The organism is Alphaproteobacteria bacterium (assembly GCA_033344895.1).
GTDB lineage: Bacteria > Pseudomonadota > Alphaproteobacteria > UBA8366 > Aestuariispiraceae > Pacificispira.
Window position 1 is genome coordinate 1,583,772 of sequence record JAWPMN010000001.1, and the last position, 26,420, is coordinate 1,610,191.

Below are 26,420 nucleotides of genomic sequence, written 5' to 3' on the forward strand. Positions count from 1 at the left end.
AATAGCGCAATTCCGGGCGCTTGGCGACTCAGTTATGCGTTCGCGCGCATGCCTTTACCCGCATACCGCATCTCAGGCATAGGTGTCCTCCAGCGGATAATCGGACAGCAGGATCGGCCCGTCAGCGGTGATCCAGACCGGCTGCTCCAGCTTCACACCTTCGGCCCCACCGACCTCTCCGACATAACTTTCCAGACAAACGATCATGTCTTCCTCGAACCTGCCGTCATAGGCACCCCAATCGGCATCCTCCTTGTACCAGATCAGGGGATACTCGACCGCCAGGCCGCAGCCATGGGCGACATCGGCATACCGGTTGGCAAGGTAGGGTTCCGGCAGCTGAAAGGCCATGTCGGAATACTCAAGAAAGGCCAGCCCGGGGCGGAGCAGGGCGGTGTTGTGTTCGATCTGACGGCGGGACAGATCGTAGAGCCGCCGCTGATCGTCGCTGGGGCGTGTCTCACCCACGGTCCAGCTGCGTGAGATGTCGGTGTAAAAGCCGTGCGGGCCGATCAGATCGGTGTCGAAGCTGAGCAGATCGCCCTCCCGCATGACCCTGTCCGCGGTCTCCTGGAACCAAGGATTGGTGCGCGGCCCGGAGGTCAGCAGACGCGTTTCCGGATATTCGCCGCCGCGATCGACGATGCCGCGCAACAGGTGTCCCAGCGCCTGCTGCTCCGTCATGCCGGGCTCAAGGGCAGCGCGCATATCGCCGACGGCAGCCTCGCAGGCTTCCAGTGACCGCTTGAAGGCGCGGATTTCCTCCCGCGACTTGATGGATCTGGCATGTTCCATCGCGCCCTTGCCGTCGGCGCAGTCAACACCCGCCGCGTCCAGTGCGCGAACCAGGGGCAGGTCCGCCCGATCCAGGGCCAGCCGGCCGGTCCCGGTCTGGTGCAGCAGATCGGCGATCTCCCGCGCCCAGCGGTTGGCAAACTCCGCGCCGCGCGGACCGACGATCATGTAATCGAACGACAGGGCCGGGCGGATCTCGTCGATCGTCTCGAGCCCGGCATTCAGATGTCGCGAAGACCCCAGTTCGAACAGCACCACCGGGCCGGATGCCGGGATGAAGGCATAGCGACACAGCGCGTGCATGGTCCAGACCTGCATGTTCCGGGCACCGGTTGCGTACCGGATGTTGATTGGATCCCACAGGACGATGCCGGCCAGGTCGCGCGCGGCCAGCGCCGCCCGCACGCGGTTCAGGCGATAGGCACGGATCGCCGCCTCGTCGATTGCGGCCGGGTCGGCCAGCAGGGCATGTGGATCGGTATCCGGCAGTTTGAGCATCACAGTTTCCCCGGTAGGACGCGGAGCATGGCTTGCCGCATGCGTTTCCTACGCTAAAGTCGGGCCCGCAAAACGACAATCGTCCCCAGGATGGATCAAGGGTGGAATACGACATGACGACCGGTGAGTTCCGCGGCAAAGTCTATGACAGCATTCTCGACACGATCGGCGCGACGCCGCTGGTCCGGCTGTCGCGCCTGACCGCCGCGCACGGGGTCGAGGCGGAAATCCTGGGCAAGCTAGAATACTTCAACCCGCTGTCCAGCGTGAAGGACCGTATCGGCTATGCCATGATCCAGTCGCTGGAAGAGCAGGGCGTCGCGACGCCGGGCAAAACCGTGCTGGTCGAACCGACCTCCGGCAATACCGGGATCGCCTTGGCCTTTGTCGCCGCAGCCAAGGGCTACCGCCTGATCCTGACGATGCCGGAAAGCATGTCGCTGGAACGGCGCCGCATGTTGAAGCTGCTGGGGGCGGAGATCGACCTGACCCCGGCCGAACTGGGCATGAAGGGCGCGATCGCCCGGGCGGAGGAACTGATCGAAACCCTGCCCGATGCGGTCATTCCGCAGCAATTCGCGCATCCGGCCAATCCGCAGATCCACCGCACCACCACGGCGGAGGAAATCTGGCGGGATACCGGCGGAAAGATCGACGTGCTGGTCGCGGGCGTCGGCACGGGCGGCACGGTCACCGGCGTCGGCGAAATCCTGAAGCAGCGCAACCCGGATATCCGCATCGTCGCGGTCGAGCCGGAAGACAGCCCCGTGATTTCCGGGGGCAAGCCCGGCCCGCACAAGATTCAGGGCATCGGCGCGGGCTTCATCCCGGACAATCTGAACACCGAGGTGATCGACGAGGTGCTTCGTATCGCAAACGAAACGGCTTTCGCGACGGCGCGGGAAGCAGCGAAGCTGGAAGGGGTCGCCTGCGGGATTTCGTCCGGCGCGGCCCTGGCGGCTTCCCTGGAAATCGCGGAGCGCAAGGACATGCAGGGCAAAACCATTGTCACCGTCCTGGCCAGCTTCGCCGAACGCTACCTGTCGACCAGCCTGTTCGACGGGCTCTGAACTGGCGGCAATCGAGCGGCCGCGACCGCAGGTACCTCTATAGGCCCGGCATGGTGCCGGGATGACAGAAGGCCCCGTTTGCATCGGAACACGGCTTACAGGATCGACCATGGACGAACTCGACGACGAACGCCTGGAACGCTACGCCCGCCATGTCATCCTCGACGAGGTCGGGGAGGAGGGTCAGCTTAAGCTGCTGTCGTCGCGCGTTCTCGTGGTCGGCGCCGGCGGGTTGGGTGCGCCCGTGCTGATGTATCTGGCCGCCGCCGGGATCGGCACCCTGGGTATCGTCGATCATGATGTGGTCGACCTGTCCAATCTGCAGCGGCAGATCATCCACTCCACCGAGGAAATCGGTCAGCCCAAGGTGCGCAGCGCGGCCGAACGGATCGATCTGCTGAACCCCGATGTCGAGGTCATCGAGCACCGCATGCGCCTGGGTCCGAACAATGCCGAAGAACTGTTCGCGGATTACGATCTGATCGTCGACGGCAGCGACAATTTCGCCGCGCGCTATCTATCCAGCGACACCGCCTTCAAGCTGAAGAAGCCCCTGGTCAGCGCCGCCCTGGTTCGGTTCGAGGGCCAGTTGACGACGTTCAAGGCCTATGAGACCGGCCCGTGCTATCGCTGCCTCTTTCCCGAACCGCCGGACCCGGATCTGGTGCCGCGCTGCGACACGGTCGGCATCTTTGGCGCCGTCGCCGGCGTGATGGGCAGCCTGCAGGCGACGGAAGTGCTGAAGGAACTGCTCGGTCTCGGCAGTTCCATGGCCGGTCACCTGCTGCTGTTCGACGCGCTGGACCAGACTTTCCGCAAGATCGCGGTGCCGAAGGACCCCAACTGTTCGGTCTGCGGGGGCTGAGAAGGCTCCTCTCACCGCCTTAACTCTCGTCACCCCGGCGAAAGCCGGGGTCCAGGGAATTGGGCACGATCCTGCATGCACCTCTGGATTCCGGCTTCCGCCGGAATGACTTGAATGGTGCCTAAAGAACTTGAACGCAGAGGCTCGCAGAGTTCGCGGAGACATCCAGAGTCGCCTTCGAGTTTTTTGCTTTCCATCTTCGCCGCCACTTCGCAAAGGCAGGGGTACTGGCGCAATGTGATTCAGTCTTGCCACCTAATTCTGGTAAATCTGAATCGGCTCGCTCGACTTGTGATAGGTTGATTTATGCAACTTACGTCCAAACACACCTTGATCATCGCCGCATCTTTACATGCTGGGTTCAATGTTAGTTTAGTGCCTTTATCGATAGCCATGCTGGCCGAGGAAGCTGCCCTGTTCGACCTCAACCAAGTGCTTTGGGACACATACGCCAGTTTACCCAGCTGGATGTTCTTTTTCGTAATTTCGGGTTTTCTAATATTAATGCCTGTCCATTTTGCCGCCATCCGACAATTTTCCCGACGGTCTGCGCAATTTCTGACTTACCTGAATTCTGTTCGGCGACGGGGCCTGTGGTGGCTCATGATGCTATCGAGCGTGGCTTTTGCCTTGCTCGCCTTCAAAGTATTCGATCCGATGTTCCCTGCCGGGCAGTTCGCGCTTTACGGCACGATTGCCTGGCCGTGGATATGGATGACCATTTGCCTTTTGGACATCTATGCAGCGGCAAGGTGCCCTAATCCCGGTGCGGCTTCTCGCGGTATTCCGCGGACTGCATCTCCATCAGGCGGCTGACGGCGCGTTCGAATTCGAAGGCGTGGGTGCCTTCGCGATAGAGGTCGTTCGGGGCGGCATCGGCGGCCATGATCAGGTTGCAATGGCGTTCGTAGAGCGCGTCGATCAGGGTCATGAAGCGTTTCGCCTCGTTGCGCCGGTCCTCGCTGAGGCGCGGGACGCCGTCCAGGATCACCGTGTGATAGCGCCTGGCGAGGGTCAGATAATCCTCCGCGCCCAGCGGCTTGCCGCACAGATCGTCGAACATGACCTGGCAGACGCCGCGCGCCGCCTTCGGAACGGGCACGGTCCGGCCTTTCACAGTCAAACTGTCGGCTTCGGCCACCGCGCCCTCGGTCAGATCGTCGAAGGCCCTGGCCAGCTGGCGGCTGGCAGCGGGGCCCAGCGGGGCATGGTAGGTCTTGATCGATTTCAGCCTGATCAGCCGGTAATCGGTCGGCGAATCCAGATGCAGGATGTCCAACTTCTTTTTCATCAGCGCGATGAAGGGCACAAACTGTTCGCGCTGCAGACCGTCCTTGTAGAGGTCGTCCGGCGGCCAGTTGGAGGTCGCGACAACCACGACCCCATGATCGAACAGGGCGGCGAACAGGCGGCCCAGGATCATCGCATCGGCGATGTCGGTGACGTGAAATTCATCGAAGCACAGAAGCCAGGTCTCATCGGCGATCCGCTCCGCGATCTTGGGCAGAGGGTCGGTTTCCTTGGTCTTGCGCGTTTTCTGCGCCTGACGCCAGGCATGGATGTCGCCATGGACCTCGATCATGAATTCGTGGAAATGGACCCGGCGCTTGCGTTCGACCGGCGCGTTCTCGAAGAACAGATCCATCAGCATGGATTTGCCGCGCCCGACCCCGCCATAAAGGTAGAGGCCCTGCGGCGGGTCTTCACGGCGCCGGGCCAGGCCCAGTTTCGCCTTCCAGCCGCCGGCACCGTCCTGCGGCTGGTACTTGGTCAGGGCGGCATGGAGCCCCTGCAGCTTCTCGGCTGCCAGGGCCTGCATCGAATCGGCGTTGAGGGCTCCGTCACGCACCATGGCGCGATAGCGGATAAGCGGACCTTCGGACATGAAACCTGCGTCCCGCCCCGGGGCCGTTGCCGCCGCGACGGATCAGAAGTTGAACTGGATCGACAGGACCAGATCGTGGGAGGTGAAGGGCGAGCCGTCAATGCTCTCCCCGCCGGACATGGTGCCGGTATCGAACCCGCCCAGATACGAGAAACGGTAGGACGCGCCCAGATCCAGCACCTGCGTCAGGCGATAATCGAATCCCGCCGCCGCGGCCAGGGCCAGATTGTCGTCGTCATTTTCCGTCGTCGTGACCGTGCCGTTGTTCAGATTGGTGCGGTCGACGCTGGAGGTGTTGCGGGCCAGCCCGCCATACGCGGCCAGGAAAGGCGTCCAGCGGCTGTCATTCCGAAACTCGTAGCCCAGGCCCAGCAGAGCCGTGGTCGAGGACAGGTTGTTTTCGTACCCGACGCTGTTGGCATTGTCGCGCAGATCGACATCGACACGCACCCGGTGCAGCACTTCGACCTCGACCCGCAGCGGCGTGTCGCCCAGCCGCCAGCCCAGCGCCGCGCCGCCCCCGGCCGCCGGATCGGCGGTGTTGCGTTCGGACAGGGTGCCGGTTCCCTTGCCGCTGATGTCGCCCGGATCGGAATAGCCGCCGAAGCCGCGAATGGCGAAATACAGCCCCTCGTCGCGGGCCTGTGCCGGACCGGCGACAAGCCCTGCCGCGAGCGTGCCGACCAGCGCCACGGCGCCCAGAATTCGAACCGAAACCGACATTGATCCCCCGATGCTGCCTTCTGCAACCGCTCGCGCCCGGAAACGCGCCCAAAGGTTATGCCGTCAAATGCCTGTGAATAAAAGTGTATTTCGGCAACAGGTGCGACCTTATCGACCGCCGCTGACCGGCAGGACAGTCCCGGTGACATAGCGCGATTCCTCGGAGAGCAGCCACAGAACGGCCTCCGCGACCTCTTCGGCGGTGCCGCCGCGTCCCATGGGCACCATGGATTGCAGGCGTTCGACCCGGTCCGGTGCGCCTGCGCTGGCATGGATGTCGGTCTCGATCAGACCCGGCGCCACGGCATTGACCCGGATGCCGTTCTGCGCGACTTCCTTCGCCAGGCCCACGGTCATGGTGCTGACCGCGCCCTTGCTGGCCGCGTAATGCACGAATTCATTGGGCGAGCCCAGCCAGGCGGCGACGGAGGACAGCAGCACGATTCCACCGCCGGGACCGCCAAATTCCGTGGACATGCGTCGGATCGCTTCCCGCGCGGTCAGCAGGGCGCCGACGACGTTCAAATCCGTCACCGCCTGTATTTCGGCGGCGCTCATATCGGCGACACGGCGGATCTTGCCGGTGATCCCGGCATTGACGACCACATGCGCCGGCGGCGCGCCGAACCGGCCTTCCGCCGAGACAAACAGATGCACCACGCCATCTTCGGTCGCCATGTCCGCCTTCACGGCCAGAACCTGCCGCCCGGAGGCCTCGATCTCCTGCGACAGGGCGGCGGCGGCCGCATCGTCGCCACGATACGAGAAAGCGATGTCATAGCCTTTCGCCGCCAGCATTCGACAACAGGCGGCACCGATGCCACGGGATCCCCCGGTGACGATGGCATAGGAAGCGGTCATGCGGATTTCCTTCCGGTTGAGGCGCGGGCGGGGCTACTAGACCGTCTTCGCCCCCTGGCCGCAAGAACCCATGCCGCGATTGCCCCGCTCCCATTCCTGCCGCAGCGGAAACCGCCGCGGACCCGGCACTTGGCCTAGGATCAGGACCTGTGCCGGAATGACGCCAAGGGACCAATCGATGCGAACCCGCGATCCGGAAACCCGTGGAGATGCCTTTGCACCCCTCGCGTCTTCTCCGCGCCCGCCGCTTTCACTCAAATGGTCCTACCCGCCGAAAGCCGCCTCCATTTCCCGCCGGAATCGGTAGGTCGGATCGGTTTCGTCGACGGCGACATCCTCCCAGGTCAGGACCTGATCCGGCGCCACCGATTTGCGCAGGGTGATGCCGTGGGCAAGGCCGATGGGTAGGGCGCCCTCGGCGCGGGACGCCGAAGCCGGCATCAGCTTGCCATAGACCGTATAGCCGCCCTCGCCATCCAGCGTGTCGCCCTGCTTCAGGCTGCGCTTGGCCACGGCGACGGCATCGCCGGACCAGGCACGCGGCGCACCGGTGGGTTCTCCGCGCAGGGCGGCGCTGGCAACGGACATGCCGAGCTCCAGCCCGATCAGGTGATAGGGCTTGTACATTGCCGAATAGCGGCCGGTCGGGTCGGTCAGCAGACCGTATTCGGAGAAGCAGCGCGCGACATAGTCGCTTGGGGCTTCAAAGGTCGCATAGACGCCCCAGCGCAGGTCGCGGAAGACAGGTCGTCCATCCCGTTCGACACTGGAGACCACCTCGACCGTGCCCTTGCGCGTCAGATGCCCGCCGGTTTCACGCGGCGACAGGACGCGGGGCAGGTCATCGACGCCGCAGGGCGGGAATTCCAGCCCGTGGTCCTGCGGGACCAGATCGCAGGCATTCGAAACCGCCGCCATTTCGATGGCGGATTTCGTGCCGTCCAGGAAGCTGTTGAACATCTGCGGATTCATGCCGCCGGCGGCCGCCTGTTCCGGTGTCAGGCCATAATGGGTCCAGACATCGTCCGGCGTCACATGGTGATAGGCCGGCAGATACTTCGTGCCCTTGCCGGCGCAGATCACGTCCAGGCCGACAGCGCGGGCCCAATCGACCATTTCCGCGATCAGGGCCGGCTGATCGCCATAGGCCAGGCTGTAGACCAACCCTGCCGCCTCCGCTTTTCGGGCCAGCAGCGGCCCGGCCAGCACGTCGGCCTCGACATTGACCATGACGAGATGACGGCCGTTCTCGATGCCCTTCAAAGCGTGGCGAATGCCCGCCGCGGGGCTGCCCGTCGCGTCGATCAGGACTTCCAGCCCATCCGCCTCGATCAGGGCGTCGGCATCCTCCGTGATCCAGGTCGTCCCGTCCTTCAGCGCCGACGCTGCGTCGCGGGCGGCATAACGTTCCTCCGGCCAACCGATGCGCTGCAGCGACGCCTTGGCGCGCGCGGCGCTCAGATCCGCGATGCCCAGCACGTGATAGCCAGTGTGGTGACCGGCCTGGCTGAGGAACATGGCGCCGAACTTGCCCGCACCGATGATACCGACGCGCACCGGGTTGCCCTCCGCCGCGCGACGGCGAAGCTTGCTGTCCAGATTCATGCTGTCCTACTCCGCCGCCTGGGCCTGGCGCGCAGCCACCAATTCGTCGAGGCAATCATCGGCCAGCGGCTCGATCGGTGTGAAGTCGCGATGGGCGATCCATTCCTTGCGTTCGAACTTGGTGATGTGGTTGGAGACCGCGCAAAGGCTCAGATAGACGATGGTTCGGTCGAACGGGCTGATATTGGGCGGGCTGGCATGAACCAGATTGCCGTGGAACATCACGACCGACCCGGCCGGCCCGACCGGCGCTTCGCAGCCGCCCTCCTTGGCCAGTCGCGACACCGTCTCGCGGTCCAGGGTCCACAGCGGATAGGAGGTCGTTTCCAGATCGTGCCCGGCCTCCAGCACGCCGGCCTGGTGGCTCTTTGGAATGAACAGCAACGGGCCGTTGGCGGGGGTCACGTCCTCCAGGAACAGCGCGATGTTGAAGGCGCGCGGTTCCGGCATGCCGTCGTCGCGCTGCCAGGTGCCGTAATCCTGGTGCCATTGCCAGACATCGCCGTCGAAGGCGGCCTTCGCGTTGATCTTGTACTGATGCATGTAGACCTGTTCCTCCAGGATCTGCATGACCGGCTCGATCAGGCGCGGATGGGACCCCAGACGGCGATGTGCCTCGTTATAGGTATGGGCTGCAAATGCGGTGCGGGCGACACCGGAGGATTCGCGCCAGACCTCCTCCCGGTCGGACGCATAGATCTTGCGCGCCTCATCCAGCAGCAGCGCCGCCTCGTCTCGGCTGAACAGGCCGGGCAGAAAGGCGAACCCCTCTTCCCGGAACGCGGTCAGGTCCTTGTCGTTCAGTTTCATCGGGGTTCCTCCGTCTATGTCACCCGGCGACCGATCCGAAGCGGATGGTCCCGGTGTCTTTTGTGTTCTCTCCGGTCTCCGCCGGTTCCGTCATCCAGCGGATCAGCTGTTCCGCCGCGCCCTGCGCGTGGTCTTCCGCCCGCTGTCGGGCCAGCGCGGCGTCGCCGTCACGGATGGCCGCAGCGATGCCGGCATGTTCCTGCCATACCGACGCCCGTGCGGCGCGCTTTTCCAGAACCGCGTGCATGACCCGGCGGATATGCCGCCAGACCGCCGCCGACGCTTCCGGCAGCAGCGGATTGTCCGACAGCGCGTAAATCTTCTGATGAAAGGCGATATCCGCATCGACCAGCGCCGAGATGTCCCCGGCCGCCAGCGCAAGGCGTCCCGCCTCCTCTTCCGCATTCAGGGCCGCGTGGCGGATGTCGGCCGGGCGAGCGGCGGCGAGACCGGCGGCCAGCCCGTCCAGGGCGGCGCGGACGTCATAGACATGGCGAACCAGGGCAGCATCGACCGGGGCGACCTTGTAGCCGCGCCGGCCGGCCGGCTCGATCAACCCGTCCCGACGCAGCATGCCCAGCGCCTGGATGATCGGCTGGCGCGACACATTCAGTTCCTCCGCCAGTCTTTCCTGACGAAGCGGGGTCCCGGGCGGCAGGCTGCCGGTCACCATGGCGTCCACCAGGCGGGCATGGACCTCCTCGGCAAGGCTGGTGCGATCGGTCAGGGGCTGCATGCGCCGGAACTCCTCAAGTTCGTTGATTTGTATTCTGTATACAAAACTGTTCGGACGCAAGTCCCTCTGTTGGGAACGAACGGCCTGTTCAGGGGAAAAGCGGCCAGAACAGCGGGATGACCAGCGTCGCGACAGCCCAGAGCAGCAGGTTCAGCGGCAGCCCGACCTTGACGAAATCGGTGAAGCGATAGCCGCCGGCATTGTAGACGAAAGTATTGGTCTGATAGCCGATCGGCGTCATGAAGCTGGCGCTGGCGGCGAACATGACCGCGACGACGAAGGGGCGGGGATCGGCGCCCATGGATTGGGCGAGTCCAATGGCGAGCGGGGTGACCAGGATTGCGACCGCATTGTTGCTCATCGCTTCGGTCAGAAGGGACGTGAACAGATAGAGCAGGGACAGGGTCGCCACCGCCCCCAGCCCGGCGGTCAGCCATAGCAGCCCGTCGATCAGCAACGCGGCCGTGCCGGATTTTTCCATCGCCAGGCCGATCGCCAGCATGGCGAAGATCAGCATCAGGATGTTCCAGTGAATGGCGCCATAGGCCTCTTCCGTGTCGAGGCAGCCCAGTGCGATCACCGCCGTCGCGGCAATCAGCGCCAGCGCCGCGATCGGCAGCACGTCAAAGGCTGCCAGCGCCATGACCGATGCCGTTGCGGCAATGGCGATCGGCGCCTTGCGGCGGCGCATCGGCTTCTCGGCGGGTTCGACCAGATTGACCAGATCCTGGTTATCGAACAGCCGCCGCAGCCCTTCGGCCGGACCTTCCAGCAACAGGGTGTCGCCCATGCGCAGATGGATGCTGTCGAACTGCGCGGCCAATCTTTCGCCGCGGCGATGGACCGCCAGGATGTAGATGCCATAGAGGCGGCGCAGGCCGAGATCGGAAACCCGGCGCCCTTTGAGCCGTGACAAGGGCCCGACAATACCTTCCATGACCGCCGTCTCGCGGGTCCCGATCGGTTCGATGGCATGGGTCTCGGCATCGCCGAATGCGACGTCGCCGGCCTCTCGCAAGGCCAGCATGTCGGCAATCCCGCTGCGCAGCACGATCCGGTCACCGGCCTGCAATATCTGATCACCGAGGGACCGGCGGAAGGAAATCTCGCCCCGGATCAGGTCGACCACGCGGAACCCGCGTGACTGGCTGAAACCCGCCTCGGCGACCCGCTTGCCGATCAGCGGTGAGCCAAGCGGCACCAGGACCTCGGACAGGAAGCGGCGGTCGGCAGGCTTCGGCAGCAGCGTCACCAGAGACTCCCGATCCGGCAACAGCAGGCGTCCGAACAGCGCCAGATAGATCAGGCCCGCCGCGGCCATCACGGCACCGGCCAGGGTGATCTCGAACATGCCGAACGGCGCCATGCCGTGCTGCTGGGCGACGCCATCGACCAGAATGTTCGTGGATGTTCCGATCAGCGTCGTCGTCCCGCCCAGAATCGCGGCATAGGACAGCGGGATCAGCAGCCGCGACGGCTTGGCGCCGATCGATTGCGTCAGGGCAAGCAGGACCGGTGTCAGAATGACCACCACGGGCGTGTTGTTCATGAATGCCGAGGCGGCTGCCGCCGTCAGCAGCATGATCACGACCGCCAGAGCCGGAGACCCGCCCGCCCGTTCAGAGACCAGGCGGCCCATCGTATCGACGACCCCGGTCCGCTGCAGTGCCGCGCTGAGCACGAACATGGCGGCAATGGTGATCGGCGCGCTATTGCCGAAGACGCGCAGGAAGTCGTCCGTCGTCAGAATTCCTGTCGCCAGCAATCCGCCGACACCGCACAGGGCGACGATTTCCGGGGCCATGCGTTCACGCACGAAGCCGAAGAACACGATCACCACAAGGATCAGCACGAAGCCGATTTCAAAACTGTGCCACATCGTCCCAACTTCCCGTTTCGCCGCCGGGCCCGGAGCACGGTCTCAGGCCACCATGCATAGCCGATCCCGCGTCCACCCGGAACTGGGATTATAGCGCCCCTTCCCACATCGCGCAGAAGGCGCGCATCGATTGATCCGCGTCAAAGCCGTCGGGATCCGGCGCCGGTACGATGGTGGCACCACTGACTGCGGGAAGGATGCGCCGTGACGCACCGGACGGATCGGATCGATCCCCCCATCGACGACAGCCTGGCGGGGTTTCCCCATGCGGAACGGATCCGCAAGGTATCGACGGCAGCCCCCTTTCGCTGGCTGCTGGCCGGATGGCAGGATTTCCGGCGGGCGCGGACGCTCGCGCTGCTGTACGGCATCCTGTTCGCCGGGATCAGTCTTGTGATCACGGTCGGCCTGGCACTCCTGGAGCAAAGCTACCTGATTGCACCGATGTGGGGCGGGTTCTTCATTGTTGGCCCGGCCCTGACCATCGGCATGTATCAGGTCAGCCGCAAGTTGGAGCGGGGGGCGACGCCATCCGTCGCCGCCACCCTGATGGCCTGGCGGCGCAACGGCTATCACGTCATGACGGCGGGCGCGATCCTGATGCTGTTCATGATGATCTGGGTGCGCATCGCCGTCATCGTCTTCGCCCTGACCTTTCCCTATGTCAGCCTGACCTTCCGCGCCATGGTCGAACAGGCCCTGTTCACGCCCGAAGGCTGGGGGTTCCTGGCGCTCGGCACGGCAATCGGCGGGATCTTCGCCGCCTTTGCCTTCACCGCCGGCGCGATTTCACTGCCCGCCATGCTGGACCGGCGGATCGACATCTTTTCCGCTGTGACCCTGAGCGCCGTCGCCGTTTTTCGGAATCCGCGCCCGATGATGATCTGGGCGGCGGTAATCGTGACGGTAATCGCCGCCGGGCTGGCGACCTTCTACATCGGGCTGATCGTCGCCCTGCCGCTGATCGGATTTGCCAGCTGGCATGCCTATCGCGACCTCTATGTCAGCAACCCGAAGCCGCCCCGCGCATCTGCGAAGCAGGGCCCGGATCCGCGCGACAAATGGCACGGAGAAACCGCCGATCGCTTGTAAATCCGGCCCGTGATCGCTAGATAGCCCCAGAAATGGAGGGGATTCCGTCTGGTCGAAGTCCCGAACGAAAACAAGGTCGGTGCCCGGATGATCAGTGCATTCGTCAAAGCGATCGAACAACTGCCGGATTCCCGCTTCCGCAATGTCGTCCTGATCGGCATTCTGGGCGCCGTCGGCACTTTGATCGTCCTGTTTGCCGGGGCGAAATGGGCGCTGAACCAGGTTCCCTGGACGGAACTGTGGCTGATCGGCCCGGTTTTCGAATGGATGGGCAGCTATGCCGACGAGGTCGGTCTCGTCTCCTTCATCATCGGTGCGGGCGGCCTGACCTGGATGCTGTTTCCGGTCGCCGCGGTGGCGGTCATCAGCCTGTTCCTGGATTCGATCTGCGAAGCGGTTGAGCAGCGCCATTACCCGCACCGCGCCAATCCGCGCAGCCAGCCGCTGCTGGAGGCGATTTTCGGTGCCATCAAGTTCCTGGCCATCACCATCGCACTGAACCTGGCGGCGCTGCCGGTCTATCTGCTGTTGATCTGGTTCCTCGGAACCGGCGCCTTCCTGTTCCTGATCGTCAACGGCTATCTGGTCAGCCGCGAATTCTTCGAACTGGTCGCCGCGCGCCGCATGGCGCCGGGCCCGGCGAAACGGCTGCGGCGCGCGCACCGGCTGCGCCTGATCCTGTTCGGCATGCTGTCGGTCTTTCTGATGTCGGTTCCCCTGGTCAATCTGGTCGCGCCGGTCCTGGCGGCGGCGGCCATGGTGCATTTCTACGAAAAACTGCCCCGCCGCGACGAATTCGAGGCGATGGAAGGCCCGTCGGCGGGCCGCGGATGAGATCCCGAATGACACGCAGCCCGATCGCGCTTGCCGCAGCATCCGTTCTGGCCCTGACCACCCTGACCGGGTGCCAGGCCCTGGACGGCGTCATGGCCGGCGATAACCCAGCCCCGGCCCAGACCGGCAGCGCCGTGACGAAACCGGCCCCGACAGCCCCTGGAACGACGGTGGCCCGTGCGGATCCGGCAGCCCCGCCCGTCAATGACGACCCTATGCAGTTCATGGGGTTGCGGGGCGAAGCCGTTGCGGCGCGGCTGGGCGAACCCGACCTTATTCGCCGCGATACCGGGGTGGAAGTCCGCCAGTTCCGAGGCAGCGCCTGCATTCTGGACCTGTTTCTGTATCCGGCCGGGGGCACCCTGGCGGTCAAGCATGTCGAGCTGCGCGGCCCGAGCCTGGACAACGAGGCCCGGCGCGCCTGCCTGGCCGAGATGATCCGCGAAAGGACGCTGGCCGGTTAGGGGCCGGTCGAAGTCTTTCGGCGGCAGGAAACCAAATCTTTACCCTTCAACCCTAAAACACCCGGGACCTTTCCGGATCGACCGCGGCGCGGCGACCCGGGCAGGGACCTGACGAAGACCACGCGAAAGGGCCTGTCCCGGTGACGGATCCGGAAATCATCTGGCTGGGCGCCTTACCGCCCCTGGCGACGGCATGGGCCGGTGCTGCAGGGCTGGGTTACCTGATGCTGCTGCCGGGGGCGCTGCGGGCCATCCGCTACTGGGCTCCGGGTTTCGTCCTGATGGGTATCGGGTTCGCGGCTGAACGGGCGGCACCGGTGCTGCCCCTGGACCCGGCGGCGGCCGGCGCGATGCCCCCCGTGGGTATCGGTCTGATCTGTGTTTCACTGTTCCTGATCGGCATGGGTCTGATGGACCATCTCGGCGCGCGCGTGTCGCGCCGCAATACCGTCCTGGGCACCGCCATCCTGATCGGGGTCACCATACCGGCCGCGATATCGCCGGAATTTGCGACAACCCTGGTACCGGCGCTGCATGTTGCCGCCGCCGGGATTGCGCTGGGTCTGGCCGCCTATTGTTTCGTCCAGCGCCGGCAGCAGCACGACGGCCAGGGCCGGGGCCTGCGGTTCCTGGTCGGCGCCTTCCTGGTCGCGGCGGTCGAACCGGCCCTGGCGCTGATCCCGGGAGCGCTAACCCATGGTGGCGCGGCGGATACCACCCTGCTGGTTCTCTGCGCGGCGGCCCTCGCCGTCGGCCTTTCGATCGTCGCCCTTCGGGGCCAGCAGATCCGTGCATCGGAATCGGAACGGCGCCTGCGCTGGACGGAGGAACGGTTCGAACTGGCCCTGCGCGGCGCCAGCGACGGGGTCTGGGACTGGAACCTGCAAAACGATGAAGTGCTGCTGACCCGTCGCCTGCTGGAAATCTGCACCGACGGCGCCCGCCGCCATGTCTACGACCCGCGCGAGATCACGGACTTCATCCACCCCGGCGACCGGGACGGTTATCTGAAGGGCATGGCAGACGTCCTGCACGGTGAGACCGATACGTTCCATCACGAATTCCGCCTGATGCCGCCGGCAGAGGCACCGGACCGCATCACCTGGGTTCTGAGCCGCGGCGTGGCGGTCCGGAACGAAGAAGGGCGGGTTCTGCGCATGGCCGGTACCGTCACGGACATTACCGAGCGCAAGCAGTTCGAACGCCAGTTGATCGACGCCAAGGAAGAGGCAGAGCTGGCCAGTCGCACGAAGTCGGAGTTTCTGGCCAATATGAGCCACGAGCTGCGCACCCCGCTGAATGCGATTATCGGCTTCTCAGACATGATGAAGCAGGAGGTTTTCGGCCCGATCGGCAATGCGCGCTACGTCGAATACACCGCAACGGTCAACATGGCCGGCCGCCACCTGCTGCAGCTGCTGAGCGACATCATCGACATGGCGAAGATCGAATCCGGCCAGACGCGGCTGGAGGATACGCTGTGCGACGTCCAGGAGATCGTGGATGGCTGCGTCCAGCTGGTGGCCGGCCGGATCCAGGAGGAGAAGCAGACCCTCGATCTGCAGGTCGCGGAGAATCTGCCCTGGCTGCGCGGCGATGCGATCCGCATCAAGCAGATCCTGCTGAACCTGTTGACCAATGCCAGCAAGTTCACCCCGGAGGGCGGCAGGATCACGCTGCTTGCCGATACGACCCCGGACGGGCGCTGCCGTTTTTCGGTGATCGATACCGGGATCGGCATTGCCAAGAAGGACATTCCCAAGGCGCTCAGCCGGTTCGGCCGCCTCGGGTCGCCCTATGTCCGCAGCCGCGACGGCATGGGGCTGGGGCTTGCCCTGGTCCAGATCTTCGCTGAATTGCACAATGCGGAATTCGACCTGGCCAGCACGGAAGGGAAGGGCACGACGGTGACCGTGGTCTTTCCGCAGGACCGGACGGTGCCGCGAGAAGGAACGGAAACCGCCGCCGTCTCGACCCGGGAGGTCTTCCCGGCGAAACGGGCGGCGGCGCGTTCCGTCGCGTCCTGAGGCTGGATCAGGAGCTCTTTGCCTTTTCGATCGACTGCGCCAGCGTTTCGGCTTCCTCGCAGCCGCTCGGGCACAGTGTTTCCAGCTTCTGCAGCTGCGCTTCGGCTGAGGCGACATCGCCCTGCATCAGGTACCATTCGCCGATATATTCATGGGCGCCCTTGTGGCTCGGATTGATCGCCAGGGCCCGTTCATAGGCGTCCCAGGCGTTGTCCGCATCGCCCGAATTCCGGTAGCTGAAGCCCAGCATGTTCCAGGCATCGGCATTGTCCGGCGATTCCTTCACGACCTTCTTCAGGATGTCGATGGCCGCGTCATAATCGCCGTCCATCGCCTTTTCATAGCCCATGTCATAGGTCGCATCGTCATCGCTGCTGCCAAAGCCCATGGCAAAGGCCGAGGCCGGGATGAATGCCGCCAGCAGGACGGCTGCGAGCGTTTTCTTCATGCGTCAGGTCTCCTCGTCATACTTGGCACTTTCCCGCATGAGACGGGACCGCCGATCCTGCCCTCTTCGATTTGAAGTTCGCGCAAGACTATACGCGAAAAATAGTGAGGCCGATCAAATCGCAAATCCCGATTGTCCGCAATTCCAATCAACTTCGCGTCAATTGCCTGTCAGGTCGCCCGGCCCGGTGCGCGGCGGGGCGGCGACTCCAGCCTCCGAACCCTCTTCGCGCCCCGCCTCGTCGACCGCGGCCGGGTCCACGCCACCTTCACGGATCGCAATCAGACGGCGGGCGATATGGTCGAACACGTCGCGCCAGGAACCGCCGGGCGGCCGGCGCAGGCATTCCATCGTCGGATACCAGGCACTCTGCGTTGCATGCCAGCCGAATCGCCAGTCGCCGCCTTCCGGCAGAACGGTCCAGCAGGGCCGCGCAAGCGCCCCGGCCAGATGGGCGATTGCGGTATCCGCCGTGACGACCAGCGCGCATTCCTGCAGCACCACCGCGGTATCGATGAAGGCGGCGTCGCCCTCGTCCATCTCATCCGTCGGGTCGTAGACCGGGAAGGGAACGGCGTCGATCTGTTGCCGTCCCTCGCCCTTCTGCAGGCTGATCAAACGCACGCCGGGCACCGCCGCCAGCGGGGCGAAATCAGCCAGCGGGATTTCCCGCTTGCGCTGCTCGAACAGCGGTTCGCCACCCTGCCAGGCGATGGCGATCTTCGGGCCCGGCCCCAATCGCTCGCGCCAGGGCGCGAACAGGCTGGGGTCCGGACGCAGATAGGGCACCTCATCCGGGATCGTGTCGGCATCGATTTTCAGCAGACGCGGCAGCGACAGTAGCGGTGCCCAGCAATCCGCCTTGGGCAGCGGGTCGCCTTCGGGGATCACCTCATGGACACGATGACTGGCGCGCAGGATCGGGACCAGCGCCGGCGGTGCCTCGAAGATCACGCGGCCGCCCTCGATCCCGGCGGCCAACCGGAAGAATTGCAGGCTCTCGCTCATCCCCTGTTCGGCCCGGACCAGCAGCGTTCTGCCCTCCAGCGGATCGCCGGTCCAGGGCGGCAGGCCGGGATTGAGGGAAGGCAGCAGCCCGGTTTTCCAGCGCCAGTCATATTCGCGGAACCCTTCTGCGATCTCACCATTGCACAGCATCGCGATCGCCCGCTGAACCCGCGCCGCCGGCATGTCCCCCTTGGCCGCGATCTGCACGGCGCGGTCCAGTGTCTCCCGGGCCAGGGCGATATCGCCCGATTGGCGCTGCATCCGGCCCAGCGCCGTCAGGGCCGCCGCGGTCGGCCGGCGGGAGGCGGCAGCAGTTTCCAGGGCGGCGCGGGCGAGGCCGCCATGCCCCTGTCGTTCGCGCAGACGGGCCAGAACGGTCATCGGGCGGCCGTCATCGGGCGCCAGGGCATGGGCCTTCTCCGCCAGGTCGACGGCATCGTCCAGCCGGCTCCAGTCCTCAAGCGTTTCGGAGAGCGCAACCAGCAGATCGACGGATTGCGGATGACGTTCGATGCCGGTGCGCAGCACCGCTTCGGATTCCGCAACCCGCCCGAGGCGTCGCAGGGCGACCCCCAAACCGTGCAGGGCCGGACCGTAATCCGGCTGGGCCAGCAGGACCGCACGGAAGGCGACCACGGCATCCTCCAGCCGATGCCGGTCCGCCGCCGCAATGGCGGTCCTGAAGAGCTGCTGCAACGCGGCGTCGGTCATCTGCCGGGGGTCACCTGAATCCTTGCAAATCCCCCTATTGGTAATCCACGCCGCGCCTCAGGAGAAGACCCGCCGTCAATAGACGTGCCTTTAGTCCGGAACTGCGGCGGCATCCGGCGCGATCACCGCGAAGCGATCCGACAGGGCGGTCAGCGCCGCATCGTGCAGATCGCGGGCCGCCAGCACGCCGCCCTTCGGCTTCGGCAGATCGCGGGTGGCGCAGGCGCTGTCAACCACCGTCGTGAAGTAACCGTGATCCAGTGCAGAACGCGTCGTGGCACTGACGCACATATGCGTCATGAACCCCACAACGACCAGCGTCTTGCGGTTGGTGGTGGACAGGGCATCCTGCAGATTGGTGCCCGCGAAGCTGTTCGGCAGACCCTTCTCGACGATTGTCTCGCCTTCCCGCGGGGCCAGTTCAGCCATGATCTGGCCGCCTGGCCCATCGGGATCGAAAGCGCCACCCGGCTTGCCGACATGCCTGACATGGATGACGGGGGTCCCCAGCGCCCGGGCGCGGGCCAGCAGAGCCGCGGCCTCCTGCACCGCCGCATCGACGCCGGTCAGCGGCAGAAACCCGCTGCGGTATTCTTCCTGACAGTCGATCAGCACCAGGGCGGACAGCGACAGAGCCGCCGGATTGAGGTCGGCGCCAGCCATCTGCAGCAGCGTCTTGGGATCGGACATGAACGGGTTTCCTTCTGTTTTATTCGGATCGATGTCAGGGCAGGGCGTAACGGGATCGCAGGGTCGGTTCCGCCGTATCGCAGGTCACCCGGCCCTCCGCCGTCATCTGAACCAGATGGGCCAGAACCGACCGCGCCGCGGCGGCGTGCAGCTTTTCCGGCACGTCCCGATACATGGCGGGCACCATCCGGGCGATTACGTCGTATCCCTCGGCGATGCAGGTCAGGATCTGGTCCTCCCGATCGCGGCGATGGGCGATGAAGTCCCGCACATGTCGCTGCGGATCGCGGATCGGATTGCCGTGGGTCGGATAATAGACGGCATCGTCGCGGGTCAGCAGCTTTTCCAGGGAATGCAGATAGGCCGCCATGTCCCCATCGGGCGGCGAGATCACGCTGGTCGACCAGCCCATGACATGATCGCCACTGAACAGCGCCTTTTCCGCCGGATAGGCGAAACAGAGATGGTTCGAGGTATGGCCGGGGGTAAGCACCGCCTCCACCGACCAGCCGGTCCCGTCGATCCTGTGGCCGTCCGTCGTGACGATATCCGGCACGAAGTCCCGATCGGCGCCTTCCTCCACCATCTGCCCGTCCCGGTCGCCGCCATGGGGACCGTATCCATAGGTCGGGGCACCGGTCTCGGCCTTGAGCTCCCGGGCGAGAGGGGAGTGGTCCAGATGGGTGTGGGTGATCAGGATCGCCTCCACCGTCTCCCCCGCCAGCGCCGCCCGCAGGGCCGCCAGATGACCGGGGTGGCGCGGACCGGGGTCGATTACCGCCACGTGGCCGCGGCCCAGGATATAGGTTCCGGTGCCATAAAAGGTGAAGGCGCTGGGATTTTCGGCGACAATGCGCCGGACGGTCGGCGTCAGGGACACCGCCTCGCCGTAATGCGGGTCGAACTGCCGGTCAAAAACGGGGGAAGGCATGCGATTTCCGTCTTGGTGAACAGGGAGGCGGGCAGGCCCGGCCTTGAGGTTCCGGCCCTAGGAAATTATATCGCGCGGAGAAATTCCAACATTCGATTCGGGGAAAAGGACCTACGCCATGGCAAACAAGACCAAGGACAATGCTGCCAAGACCGCCGGTGCCGAGACGATGGGCTTCCAGGCGGAAGTCGGACGGCTGCTCGATATCGTCGCGAATGCGCTCTATTCCGAGCGGGAGATTTTCCTGCGCGAGCTCATCTCCAACGCCGCCGACGCCTGTGACAAACTGCGCTATCTGGCCATCGAAACCCCGGCCCTGACAGACGGCGACGCGGACTTCAATATCCGTTTGCGCGCCGACAAGGAGGCCGGGACCCTGACGATTGCCGATAACGGTGTCGGGATGAGCCGCGAGGAGCTGATCGAGAATCTGGGCACCATCGCCCGCTCCGGCAGCGCGGCCTTCGTCGACAATCTGACCGGCGACAAGAAGAAGGATGTCAGCCTGATCGGGCAGTTCGGTGTCGGCTTCTATTCCGGCTACATGGTGTCGACCGAAATGTCGGTACTGTCGAAGCGGGCGGGCGAGGCCGAGGCCTGGCGCTGGACCTCCGACGGCCGCACCGGCTTTACCATCGAACCGGCGGAGAAGGCCGGCCGCGGGACCGAGATCACGCTGACGCTGAAGGACGATGCGAAGGAGTTTCTGGAAACCGAAACCCTGCGCCGCATCGTGAAGACCTATTCGGACCATATTCCCTTCCCGATCGAACTGGACGACCCGTCGAAGGAAGCCGATGAGGCCGAGCGCCTGAACGAGGCTTCGGCCCTGTGGACGCGGCCGAAATCGGAAATCGACGATCAGCAATATGCCGAATTCTACCGTCACGTCTCTCACGGTTTCGACGATCCGTGGCTGACCCTGCATTTCAAGGCGGAGGGCATGATCGAGTATTCCGGCCTGGTCTTCGTGCCGACCGACCGGCCCTTCGACCTGTTCCACCCGGAGCGGATGTCGAAGCTGAAACTCTACGTCAAACGCGTCTTCATCACCGAGGAATGCGAGGATCTGCTGCCATCCTGGCTGCGCTTCCTGCGCGGTGTGGTGGACAGTGAGGATTTGCCGCTGAATGTCAGCCGCGAGATGCTGCAGAACAACCCGGTCGTCTCCAAGATCCGCGCCGGGCTGGTCAAGCGCGTGCTGGGGGAACTGGAGAAGAAGGCCGAGAAGGAACCCGAGTCCTACGCGGAATTCTGGGATCGTTTCGGCCTCGTCATGAAAGAGGGGCTGTATGAAGGCACTGCTGACAAGGAGCAGCTGCTGAAACTCTGCCGCTTCAAGTCGTCGAAGCGAGACGGCCTGATTTCGCTGGCCCAGTATGTCGAGGAGATGAAGGAGGGTCAGGACACGATCTACTACATTTCCGGCGACAATATCGACACGCTGAAGAAGAGCCCGCAGCTGGAAGGCTTCGACGCCAAGGGGGTCGAAGTGCTGCTGATGGCCGATCCGGTCGATGAGTTCTGGCTGCCGATGATCGGCGAGTTCGACGGCAAGCCGTTCAAGTCCGTGACCCGTGGCGGGGCCGATCTGTCCAAGATCAAGAAGGACGCGGCCAAGGACGAGGAAGACAAGACCGAAGAGGCGGAAAGCGTCGTCGACGGGCTGGTCATCGCCCTGAAACTGGCGCTGGGCGAGCAGGTGAAGGATGTCCGCGCATCGGACCGCCTGACCAGCAGTGCCGTCTGTCTTGTGGCCGACGACAACGCAATGGACATGCATCTGGAGCGGCTGCTGAAGCAGCATAACCGCCTGGAGGAAAGCAGCCCGCGTATCCTGGAAATCAACCCGAAGCACGCCCTGATCGCCGCCCTGAACGCGAAGGCCGGCCCCGACGGCAAGGGCGACCTGGGCGCCGCCCCGACCCTGCTGCTGGATCAGGCCCGGATCATGGAAGGCGAAACCCTGCCCGACCCGGCCGACTTCGCCCGCAAGATGGCCGACGTCATGGCGAAGGCCTTCGGATAGACCCTCAAGTCAGGGAGGTTCCCGCAATCGCAGGAACGCGATCAATGTCGCGTCGTGCTCCTGCGAAAGCAGGAGCCTTCCCGACACGGCGCCTAGGCGCGAGTAACGCATGATTATCGCCGAGGTTCCTGCTTCCGCAGGAACATGGAGGCTGCTGCATCGTGCTCCTGCGAAGGCAGGAGCCTTCGTGGTATCTTCTACCCATGGTCGCACACGTCTACATCCTGGCATCGAAGAAAGACGGTGCCCTGTATATCGGCGTGACGACACAGCTCGCCCAGCGCATGGAGCAACATGCGGCCGGTGTCATTGGCCATACCGCCCGATACAACATTCGCCATCTCGTCCATCTGGAAGAGTTTGAGAATCTGCAGGATGCCCGCGAAAGGGAATGGCGGCTCAAGAAATGGAAGCGGGCGTGGAAGGTGGAGTTGATCGAGGCCGGCAACCCAGATTGGCGTGACCTGCGATCTGAGATCCGCGCTTAAGGCAGGAAGGTTCCAGCTTTCGCAGGAACACGGTAGTGGCTTTGGCGCGCTCCTGTGGAAGCAGGAGCCTTCTCGACACCGGCGCTAGCCGCATACAAAAACCCCCGGCCCATCGGACCGGGGGTTTTCGCTAATCCATGGCCGAAGCCTCAGTCGCGGTCGCGACGCGGACGGCGCGGGCGGCGGTCGCCGCCGCCTTCACGGTCTTCGCGCGGGGCGCGTTCCGGCTTTTCGAGCGTATGCTCGATATCCTCACCGGATTCCTGATCGACGCAGCGCATCGACAGGCGGACCTTGCCGCGTTCGTCCATGCCGAGGCACTTCACCCAGACTTCGTCGCCTTCATTGGCAACGTCGGTAACCTGGGCGGTGCGGCCGACCTGAAGCTCGGAGATGTGCACCAGACCGTCGCGGCCCGGCATGAAGTTCACGAAGGCGCCGAAGTCCATGACCTTGACGACCTTGCCGCGATAGACCTTCCCCGGCTCCGGCTCGGCGACGATCGACTGAATCCAGTCGACGGCCTTCTGACCGGCTTCGGCATCGACCGACGCGACCTTGATCGTGCCGTCGTCTTCGATGTCGACCTTGGCACCGGTGACTTCGCAGATCTCACGGATGACCTTGCCGCCGGTCCCGATGACTTCGCGGATCTTGTCCTTGTTGATCTGGAAGGTGACGATGCGCGGGGCGTTCTGGGACACGCCTTCGCGGCCCGCGGTGATCGCCTTCGCCATTTCGCCGAGGATGTGCAGACGGCCCTGCTTCGCCTGGGCGATGGCCGTGCGCATGATGTCTTCGGTGATGGACGTGATCTTGATGTCCATCTGCAGCGAGGTGATGCCTTCCTCGGTCCCGGCGACCTTGAAGTCCATGTCGCCCAGGTGATCTTCGTCACCCAGGATGTCCGACAGGACCGCAACGCCGTCGTCTTCCTTGATCAGGCCCATGGCGATGCCGGCGCAGGGCTTCGGCAGCGGGACGCCCGCATCCATCAGCGACATCGACGTGCCGCAGACGGTGGCCATGGAGGAGGACCCGTTGGATTCGGTGATCTCGGAGACCACGCGGATCGTGTAGGGGAAGTCTTCCTTGGACGGCATGATCGGGTTCAGCGCGCGCCAGGCCAGCTTGCCATGGCCGATTTCGCGGCGGCCCGGGGGACCCATGCGGCCCGCTTCACCGACCGAGTAGGGCGGGAAGTTGTAGTGCAGCATGAAGTGCTGACGGGATTCGCCGTCCAGCGCGTCGATGATCTGCTCGTCCTGACCGGTGCCCAGCGTGGTGACGACCAGCGCCTGGGTTTCACCACGGGTGAACAGGGCCGAACCATGGGCGCGCGGCAGGATGCCGACTTCGCCGACGATCGGGCGGACCTGATCGGTCTTGCGGCCGTCGATGCGTTCGCCGGTCTTCAGGATGTTGCCGCGAACGACGTCCTTTTCCAGGTCCTTGAACAGCTTTGCCGCCAGCGCGACGTCCAGCTCTTCTTCCTCGATCTTCGCCAGGGCCTCGGCCTTGGCGGCGGCGACCGCTTCGACACGGTCCTGCTTCTTCTGGATCGAATAGGCGGCACGCAGCGGATCCATCGCGATTTCGCGCAAACGGGCATCGACCGCGGCAATGTTCGGATCCGGCGCCGGCAGTTCGAAGGGCTCCTTCGCCGCCGATTCCGCCAGGTCGATGATCAGATCGATCACCGGCTGGATTTCGCGATGCGCGAACATGACGGCTTCCAGCATGGTTTCTTCCGACAGCTCCTGGGCTTCGGATTCGACCATCAGGACGCCTTCCTGGGTGCCGGCAACGACGAGATCCAGGCTGCTGTCTTCCTTGACCTGGGTCATGGTCGGGTTGGCGACCAGCTCACCGTCGATATAGCCGATGCGGATGCCGCCGATCGGACCCATGAACGGCGCGCCGGAGATCGTCAGCGCCGCGGAGGCGCCGACCATGGCGACCATGTCCGGATCGTTTTCCAGATCGTGGCTCAGCACCGTGCAGACGACCTGAACCTCGTTCTTGAAGCCCGGCACGAACAGCGGGCGGATCGGGCGATCGATGAGGCGCGAGGTCAGCGTTTCCTTTTCCGACGGACGGGCTTCGCGCTTGAAGAAGCCGCCCGGGATCTTGCCGGCCGCATAGGTCTTTTCCTGATAGTGGACCGACAGCGGGAAGAAGTCCTGGCCGGGCTTTTCCGCCTTGGCGAAGGTCACGGCGCACAGAACGGAGGTCTCGCCATAGGTGGCGAGCACCGCGCCGTCGGCCTGGCGGGCGATCTTGCCCGTTTCCAGCGTCAGGGTGCGGCCGCACCATTCCATCGATTTCTTGTGGATTTCAAACATGTGGAAAAGTTTTCCTTCTCTTTCCAGTCACATACGACGATGCCGGGCCCTTGCCCGGTATCGCTCGGCGGAACATCCTGGAATGCATCGAATGCCATAGCGGAACCCGGGCACCCACGACGTCCTGGCCCGGATCGGTCTAGCGCGGATCGTCGGACTCGACCGTCCGGATCCTGGTATCGCTGTCCCGCTCTTCGATGATCCCCTTTCGGCATTCCGCCTGGGATGGGTTTCGTGTCGTATCCGGCTCGGCCAGCCCGGGCGAAAACCCAAAACGAGTTAGGGCGCGGACCCTGTCGGAGCCGCGCCCTAGCCGAAATCTCTTAGCGGCGGATACCCAGCCGGCCAATGATGTCCTTGTACCGCTGCTCGTTCTTCTTCTTGACGTAGTCCAGAAGACGGCGGCGCTTACCGACCATGATCAGCAATCCGCGGCGGGAGTGGAAGTCCTTCTTATGGGTCTTCAGGTGTTCGGTCAGGTTGTTGATCCGTTCGGTCAGAACCGCGACCTGCACTTCGGGCGAACCGGTGTCGCCTTCCTTGGCCTGAAATTCACCGATAAGTTCGGTCTTCTTTTCCTGCGTAATCGACATCGTGTACTCATTCCTTCTCACGGTATCTGGTTCGATCGATCCCTAGTCAGCGGTTCAGCACGCGCACGGGGCGAATTTCGCCTTTTCCGTATCGGGCCAGCGCCACGGCCTCTTCGCCGCAGAACGCCACGACCTCATCCCCGTCCTTCAGGTCGGCGATGCGCGCCAAGTCCACCTTTCGGAGAAGCGGGACCGGCTGCCCATTTCTCAGGCGGACCGTCTCCACTTCGCTCAAGACCATCGCCGGGATACCGTCCAGCGCGGCCTCAATCGCGAGCAGGCCCCGCGATTGGCCGGGCTTATGCCCGATCTCTGCCAGTGCATCAAGCGAAATTGCTTGGTTTTCCGCGAAGGGACCGACCCTCGTCCGCCGCAGGGCGGTCAGGCTGCCGACCGTCCCCACAGCCTGTGCCAGATCGCGGCCCAGGGACCGGATATAGGTGCCCTTGCCGCAATCGACCTCAAACACGCCATGATCGGCATCGGGACGGTCGATCAGGCGCAGCGCATCGATGCGCACGCGGCGTGGCTGCATTTCGACCGTCTCGCCGGCCCGCACCCGGTCATAGGCCCGCTTTCCGCCCATCTTGATGGCCGAATAGGCCGGTGGAATCTGATCGATTTCGCCCAGAAAACCGGACAGGGCCGCCTCGATCGCCGCGTCGTCGGGACGAGCATCGGAGGTCGCCACCGTTTCGCCTTCCGGATCCAGCGTTTCCGTTTCCACACCGAAACGAAGGGTGAAGCGGTAGGACTTGGCCCCGTCCATCACGTATTGCACGGTCTTTGTCGCCTCGCCCAACGCGATCGGCAGCAGCCCGGTCGCGAACGGGTCCAGCGTCCCGCCATGGCCCGCCTTCCGGGCGTTCAGCGTGCGGCGCACCGCCGATACGGCATCGGTCGACCCCATGCCTTCCGGCTTGTCCAGCACGACCCAGCCGTGGACCGGGTCTCCCTTCTTGCGCTTCGCCATTGCTCGTCCTTTCACAGGGCCGGCTTTCGCAGGGCCGGGCGCTAGGTATCCGCCCGGGCC

General features: G+C 64.5%; 24 protein-coding genes. 9 read left to right on the plus strand and 15 right to left on the minus strand.

All coding sequences use genetic code 11. From position 1 onward, the window contains the following. Nucleotides 1–72: 72 nt before the first annotated feature. Nucleotides 73–1,293 (minus strand): Xaa-Pro peptidase family protein, encoded by a 1,221-nt coding sequence (locus R8L07_07745; GenBank protein ID MDW3205425.1) that lies wholly within the window; start codon nt 1,291–1,293, stop codon nt 73–75. A gap of 113 nt (nt 1,294–1,406) precedes the next feature. Between R8L07_07745 and cysK the strand changes: the two genes are divergently transcribed. From cysK to R8L07_07760, 3 genes are all read left to right on the plus strand, one after another. Beyond that, complete coding sequence (gene cysK / locus R8L07_07750) at nt 1,407–2,363, plus strand: cysteine synthase A (protein ID MDW3205426.1); 957 nt, start codon at nt 1,407–1,409, stop codon at nt 2,361–2,363. Between the two features lie 109 nt (nt 2,364–2,472). Then, nucleotides 2,473–3,228: a molybdopterin-synthase adenylyltransferase MoeB gene (gene moeB / locus R8L07_07755; protein ID MDW3205427.1), complete on the plus strand. Its 756-nt coding sequence runs from the start codon at nt 2,473–2,475 to the stop codon at nt 3,226–3,228. 306 nt (nt 3,229–3,534) lie between these two features. Beyond that, a complete protein-coding gene (locus R8L07_07760) occupies nt 3,535–4,044 on the plus strand; it encodes a hypothetical protein (GenBank protein MDW3205428.1) in 510 nt (169 codons plus the stop codon). Here R8L07_07760 and zapE read toward each other — a convergent pair. From zapE to R8L07_07795, 7 genes are all read right to left on the minus strand, one after another. Continuing rightward, nucleotides 3,986–5,113, minus strand: coding sequence for a cell division protein ZapE (gene zapE / locus R8L07_07765; GenBank protein ID MDW3205429.1), 1,128 nt, complete (start codon nt 5,111–5,113; stop codon nt 3,986–3,988). The two genes, R8L07_07760 and zapE, sit on opposite strands and share 59 nt — an antisense overlap. 42 nt (nt 5,114–5,155) lie before the next feature. Continuing rightward, nucleotides 5,156–5,836: an outer membrane beta-barrel protein gene (locus tag R8L07_07770; protein ID MDW3205430.1), complete on the minus strand. Its 681-nt coding sequence runs from the start codon at nt 5,834–5,836 to the stop codon at nt 5,156–5,158. 108 nt (nt 5,837–5,944) lie between these two features. Continuing rightward, the gene (locus R8L07_07775) at nt 5,945–6,697 is read right to left on the minus strand and encodes an SDR family oxidoreductase (GenBank protein ID MDW3205431.1); all 753 of its coding nucleotides are present in this window, start codon (nt 6,695–6,697) and stop codon (nt 5,945–5,947) included. A 264-nt stretch (nt 6,698–6,961) separates the two neighbouring features. Next, the gene (locus R8L07_07780) at nt 6,962–8,302 is read right to left on the minus strand and encodes an SAF domain-containing protein (GenBank protein ID MDW3205432.1); all 1,341 of its coding nucleotides are present in this window, start codon (nt 8,300–8,302) and stop codon (nt 6,962–6,964) included. Between the two features lie 6 nt (nt 8,303–8,308). Further along, nucleotides 8,309–9,112, minus strand: a complete 804-nt coding sequence (locus R8L07_07785) for a phytanoyl-CoA dioxygenase family protein (GenBank protein MDW3205433.1) — start codon at nt 9,110–9,112, stop codon at nt 8,309–8,311. A 19-nt stretch (nt 9,113–9,131) separates the two neighbouring features. Next, nucleotides 9,132–9,848 carry a GntR family transcriptional regulator gene (locus tag R8L07_07790; protein ID MDW3205434.1) on the minus strand — a complete coding sequence of 239 codons (717 nt, stop codon included), beginning with the start codon at nt 9,846–9,848 and terminating at the stop codon, nt 9,132–9,134. Between the two features lie 88 nt (nt 9,849–9,936). Beyond that, nucleotides 9,937–11,727, minus strand: coding sequence for an SLC13 family permease (locus R8L07_07795; GenBank protein MDW3205435.1), 1,791 nt, complete (start codon nt 11,725–11,727; stop codon nt 9,937–9,939). Nucleotides 11,728–11,931: 204 nt separating this feature from the next. Here R8L07_07795 and R8L07_07800 point away from each other — a divergent pair, with 204 nt between their 5' ends. From R8L07_07800 to R8L07_07815, 4 genes are all read left to right on the plus strand, one after another. Next, complete coding sequence (locus R8L07_07800; GenBank protein MDW3205436.1) at nt 11,932–12,819, plus strand: DUF2189 domain-containing protein; 888 nt, start codon at nt 11,932–11,934, stop codon at nt 12,817–12,819. A gap of 87 nt (nt 12,820–12,906) precedes the next feature. Further along, entirely contained in the window at nt 12,907–13,653 is a 747-nt protein-coding gene (locus R8L07_07805) for an EI24 domain-containing protein (GenBank protein MDW3205437.1), read from the plus strand. 8 nt (nt 13,654–13,661) lie between these two features. Beyond that, nucleotides 13,662–14,117, plus strand: coding sequence for a hypothetical protein (locus R8L07_07810; protein MDW3205438.1), 456 nt, complete (start codon nt 13,662–13,664; stop codon nt 14,115–14,117). Between the two features lie 140 nt (nt 14,118–14,257). Beyond that, entirely contained in the window at nt 14,258–16,144 is a 1,887-nt protein-coding gene (locus tag R8L07_07815) for an ATP-binding protein (protein MDW3205439.1), read from the plus strand. Between the two features lie 7 nt (nt 16,145–16,151). Here R8L07_07815 and R8L07_07820 read toward each other — a convergent pair whose 3' ends face one another. From R8L07_07820 to R8L07_07835, 4 genes are all read right to left on the minus strand, one after another. Further along, nucleotides 16,152–16,592, minus strand: a complete 441-nt coding sequence (locus R8L07_07820) for a tetratricopeptide repeat protein (GenBank protein ID MDW3205440.1) — start codon at nt 16,590–16,592, stop codon at nt 16,152–16,154. A gap of 159 nt (nt 16,593–16,751) precedes the next feature. Beyond that, nucleotides 16,752–18,311 (minus strand): tetratricopeptide repeat protein, encoded by a 1,560-nt coding sequence (locus R8L07_07825; GenBank protein ID MDW3205441.1) that lies wholly within the window; start codon nt 18,309–18,311, stop codon nt 16,752–16,754. Between the two features lie 90 nt (nt 18,312–18,401). Then, on the minus strand, nt 18,402–19,001 hold the full coding sequence (locus tag R8L07_07830) for a cysteine hydrolase family protein (GenBank protein MDW3205442.1): 600 nt from the start codon (nt 18,999–19,001) through the stop codon (nt 18,402–18,404). 34 nt (nt 19,002–19,035) lie between these two features. Next, nucleotides 19,036–19,932, minus strand: coding sequence for an MBL fold metallo-hydrolase (locus R8L07_07835; GenBank protein ID MDW3205443.1), 897 nt, complete (start codon nt 19,930–19,932; stop codon nt 19,036–19,038). A 118-nt stretch (nt 19,933–20,050) separates the two neighbouring features. Here R8L07_07835 and htpG point away from each other — a divergent pair, with 118 nt between their 5' ends. Both htpG and R8L07_07845 read left to right on the plus strand, forming a co-directional pair. Then, complete coding sequence (gene htpG, locus R8L07_07840; GenBank protein ID MDW3205444.1) at nt 20,051–21,961, plus strand: molecular chaperone HtpG; 1,911 nt, start codon at nt 20,051–20,053, stop codon at nt 21,959–21,961. 203 nt (nt 21,962–22,164) lie between these two features. Next, nucleotides 22,165–22,449: a GIY-YIG nuclease family protein gene (locus tag R8L07_07845; protein MDW3205445.1), complete on the plus strand. Its 285-nt coding sequence runs from the start codon at nt 22,165–22,167 to the stop codon at nt 22,447–22,449. A 149-nt stretch (nt 22,450–22,598) separates the two neighbouring features. On the opposite strand, the gene pnp is transcribed toward R8L07_07845, so the two are convergent. The 3 genes from pnp to truB form a co-directional block, all read right to left on the minus strand. Then, entirely contained in the window at nt 22,599–24,794 is a 2,196-nt protein-coding gene (gene pnp, locus R8L07_07850; GenBank protein ID MDW3205446.1) for a polyribonucleotide nucleotidyltransferase, read from the minus strand. A 323-nt stretch (nt 24,795–25,117) separates the two neighbouring features. After that, nucleotides 25,118–25,387, minus strand: coding sequence for a 30S ribosomal protein S15 (gene rpsO / locus R8L07_07855; protein MDW3205447.1), 270 nt, complete (start codon nt 25,385–25,387; stop codon nt 25,118–25,120). 46 nt (nt 25,388–25,433) lie between these two features. Next, nucleotides 25,434–26,360 (minus strand): tRNA pseudouridine(55) synthase TruB, encoded by a 927-nt coding sequence (gene truB, locus R8L07_07860; GenBank protein MDW3205448.1) that lies wholly within the window; start codon nt 26,358–26,360, stop codon nt 25,434–25,436. Nucleotides 26,361–26,420 lie beyond the last annotated feature (60 nt).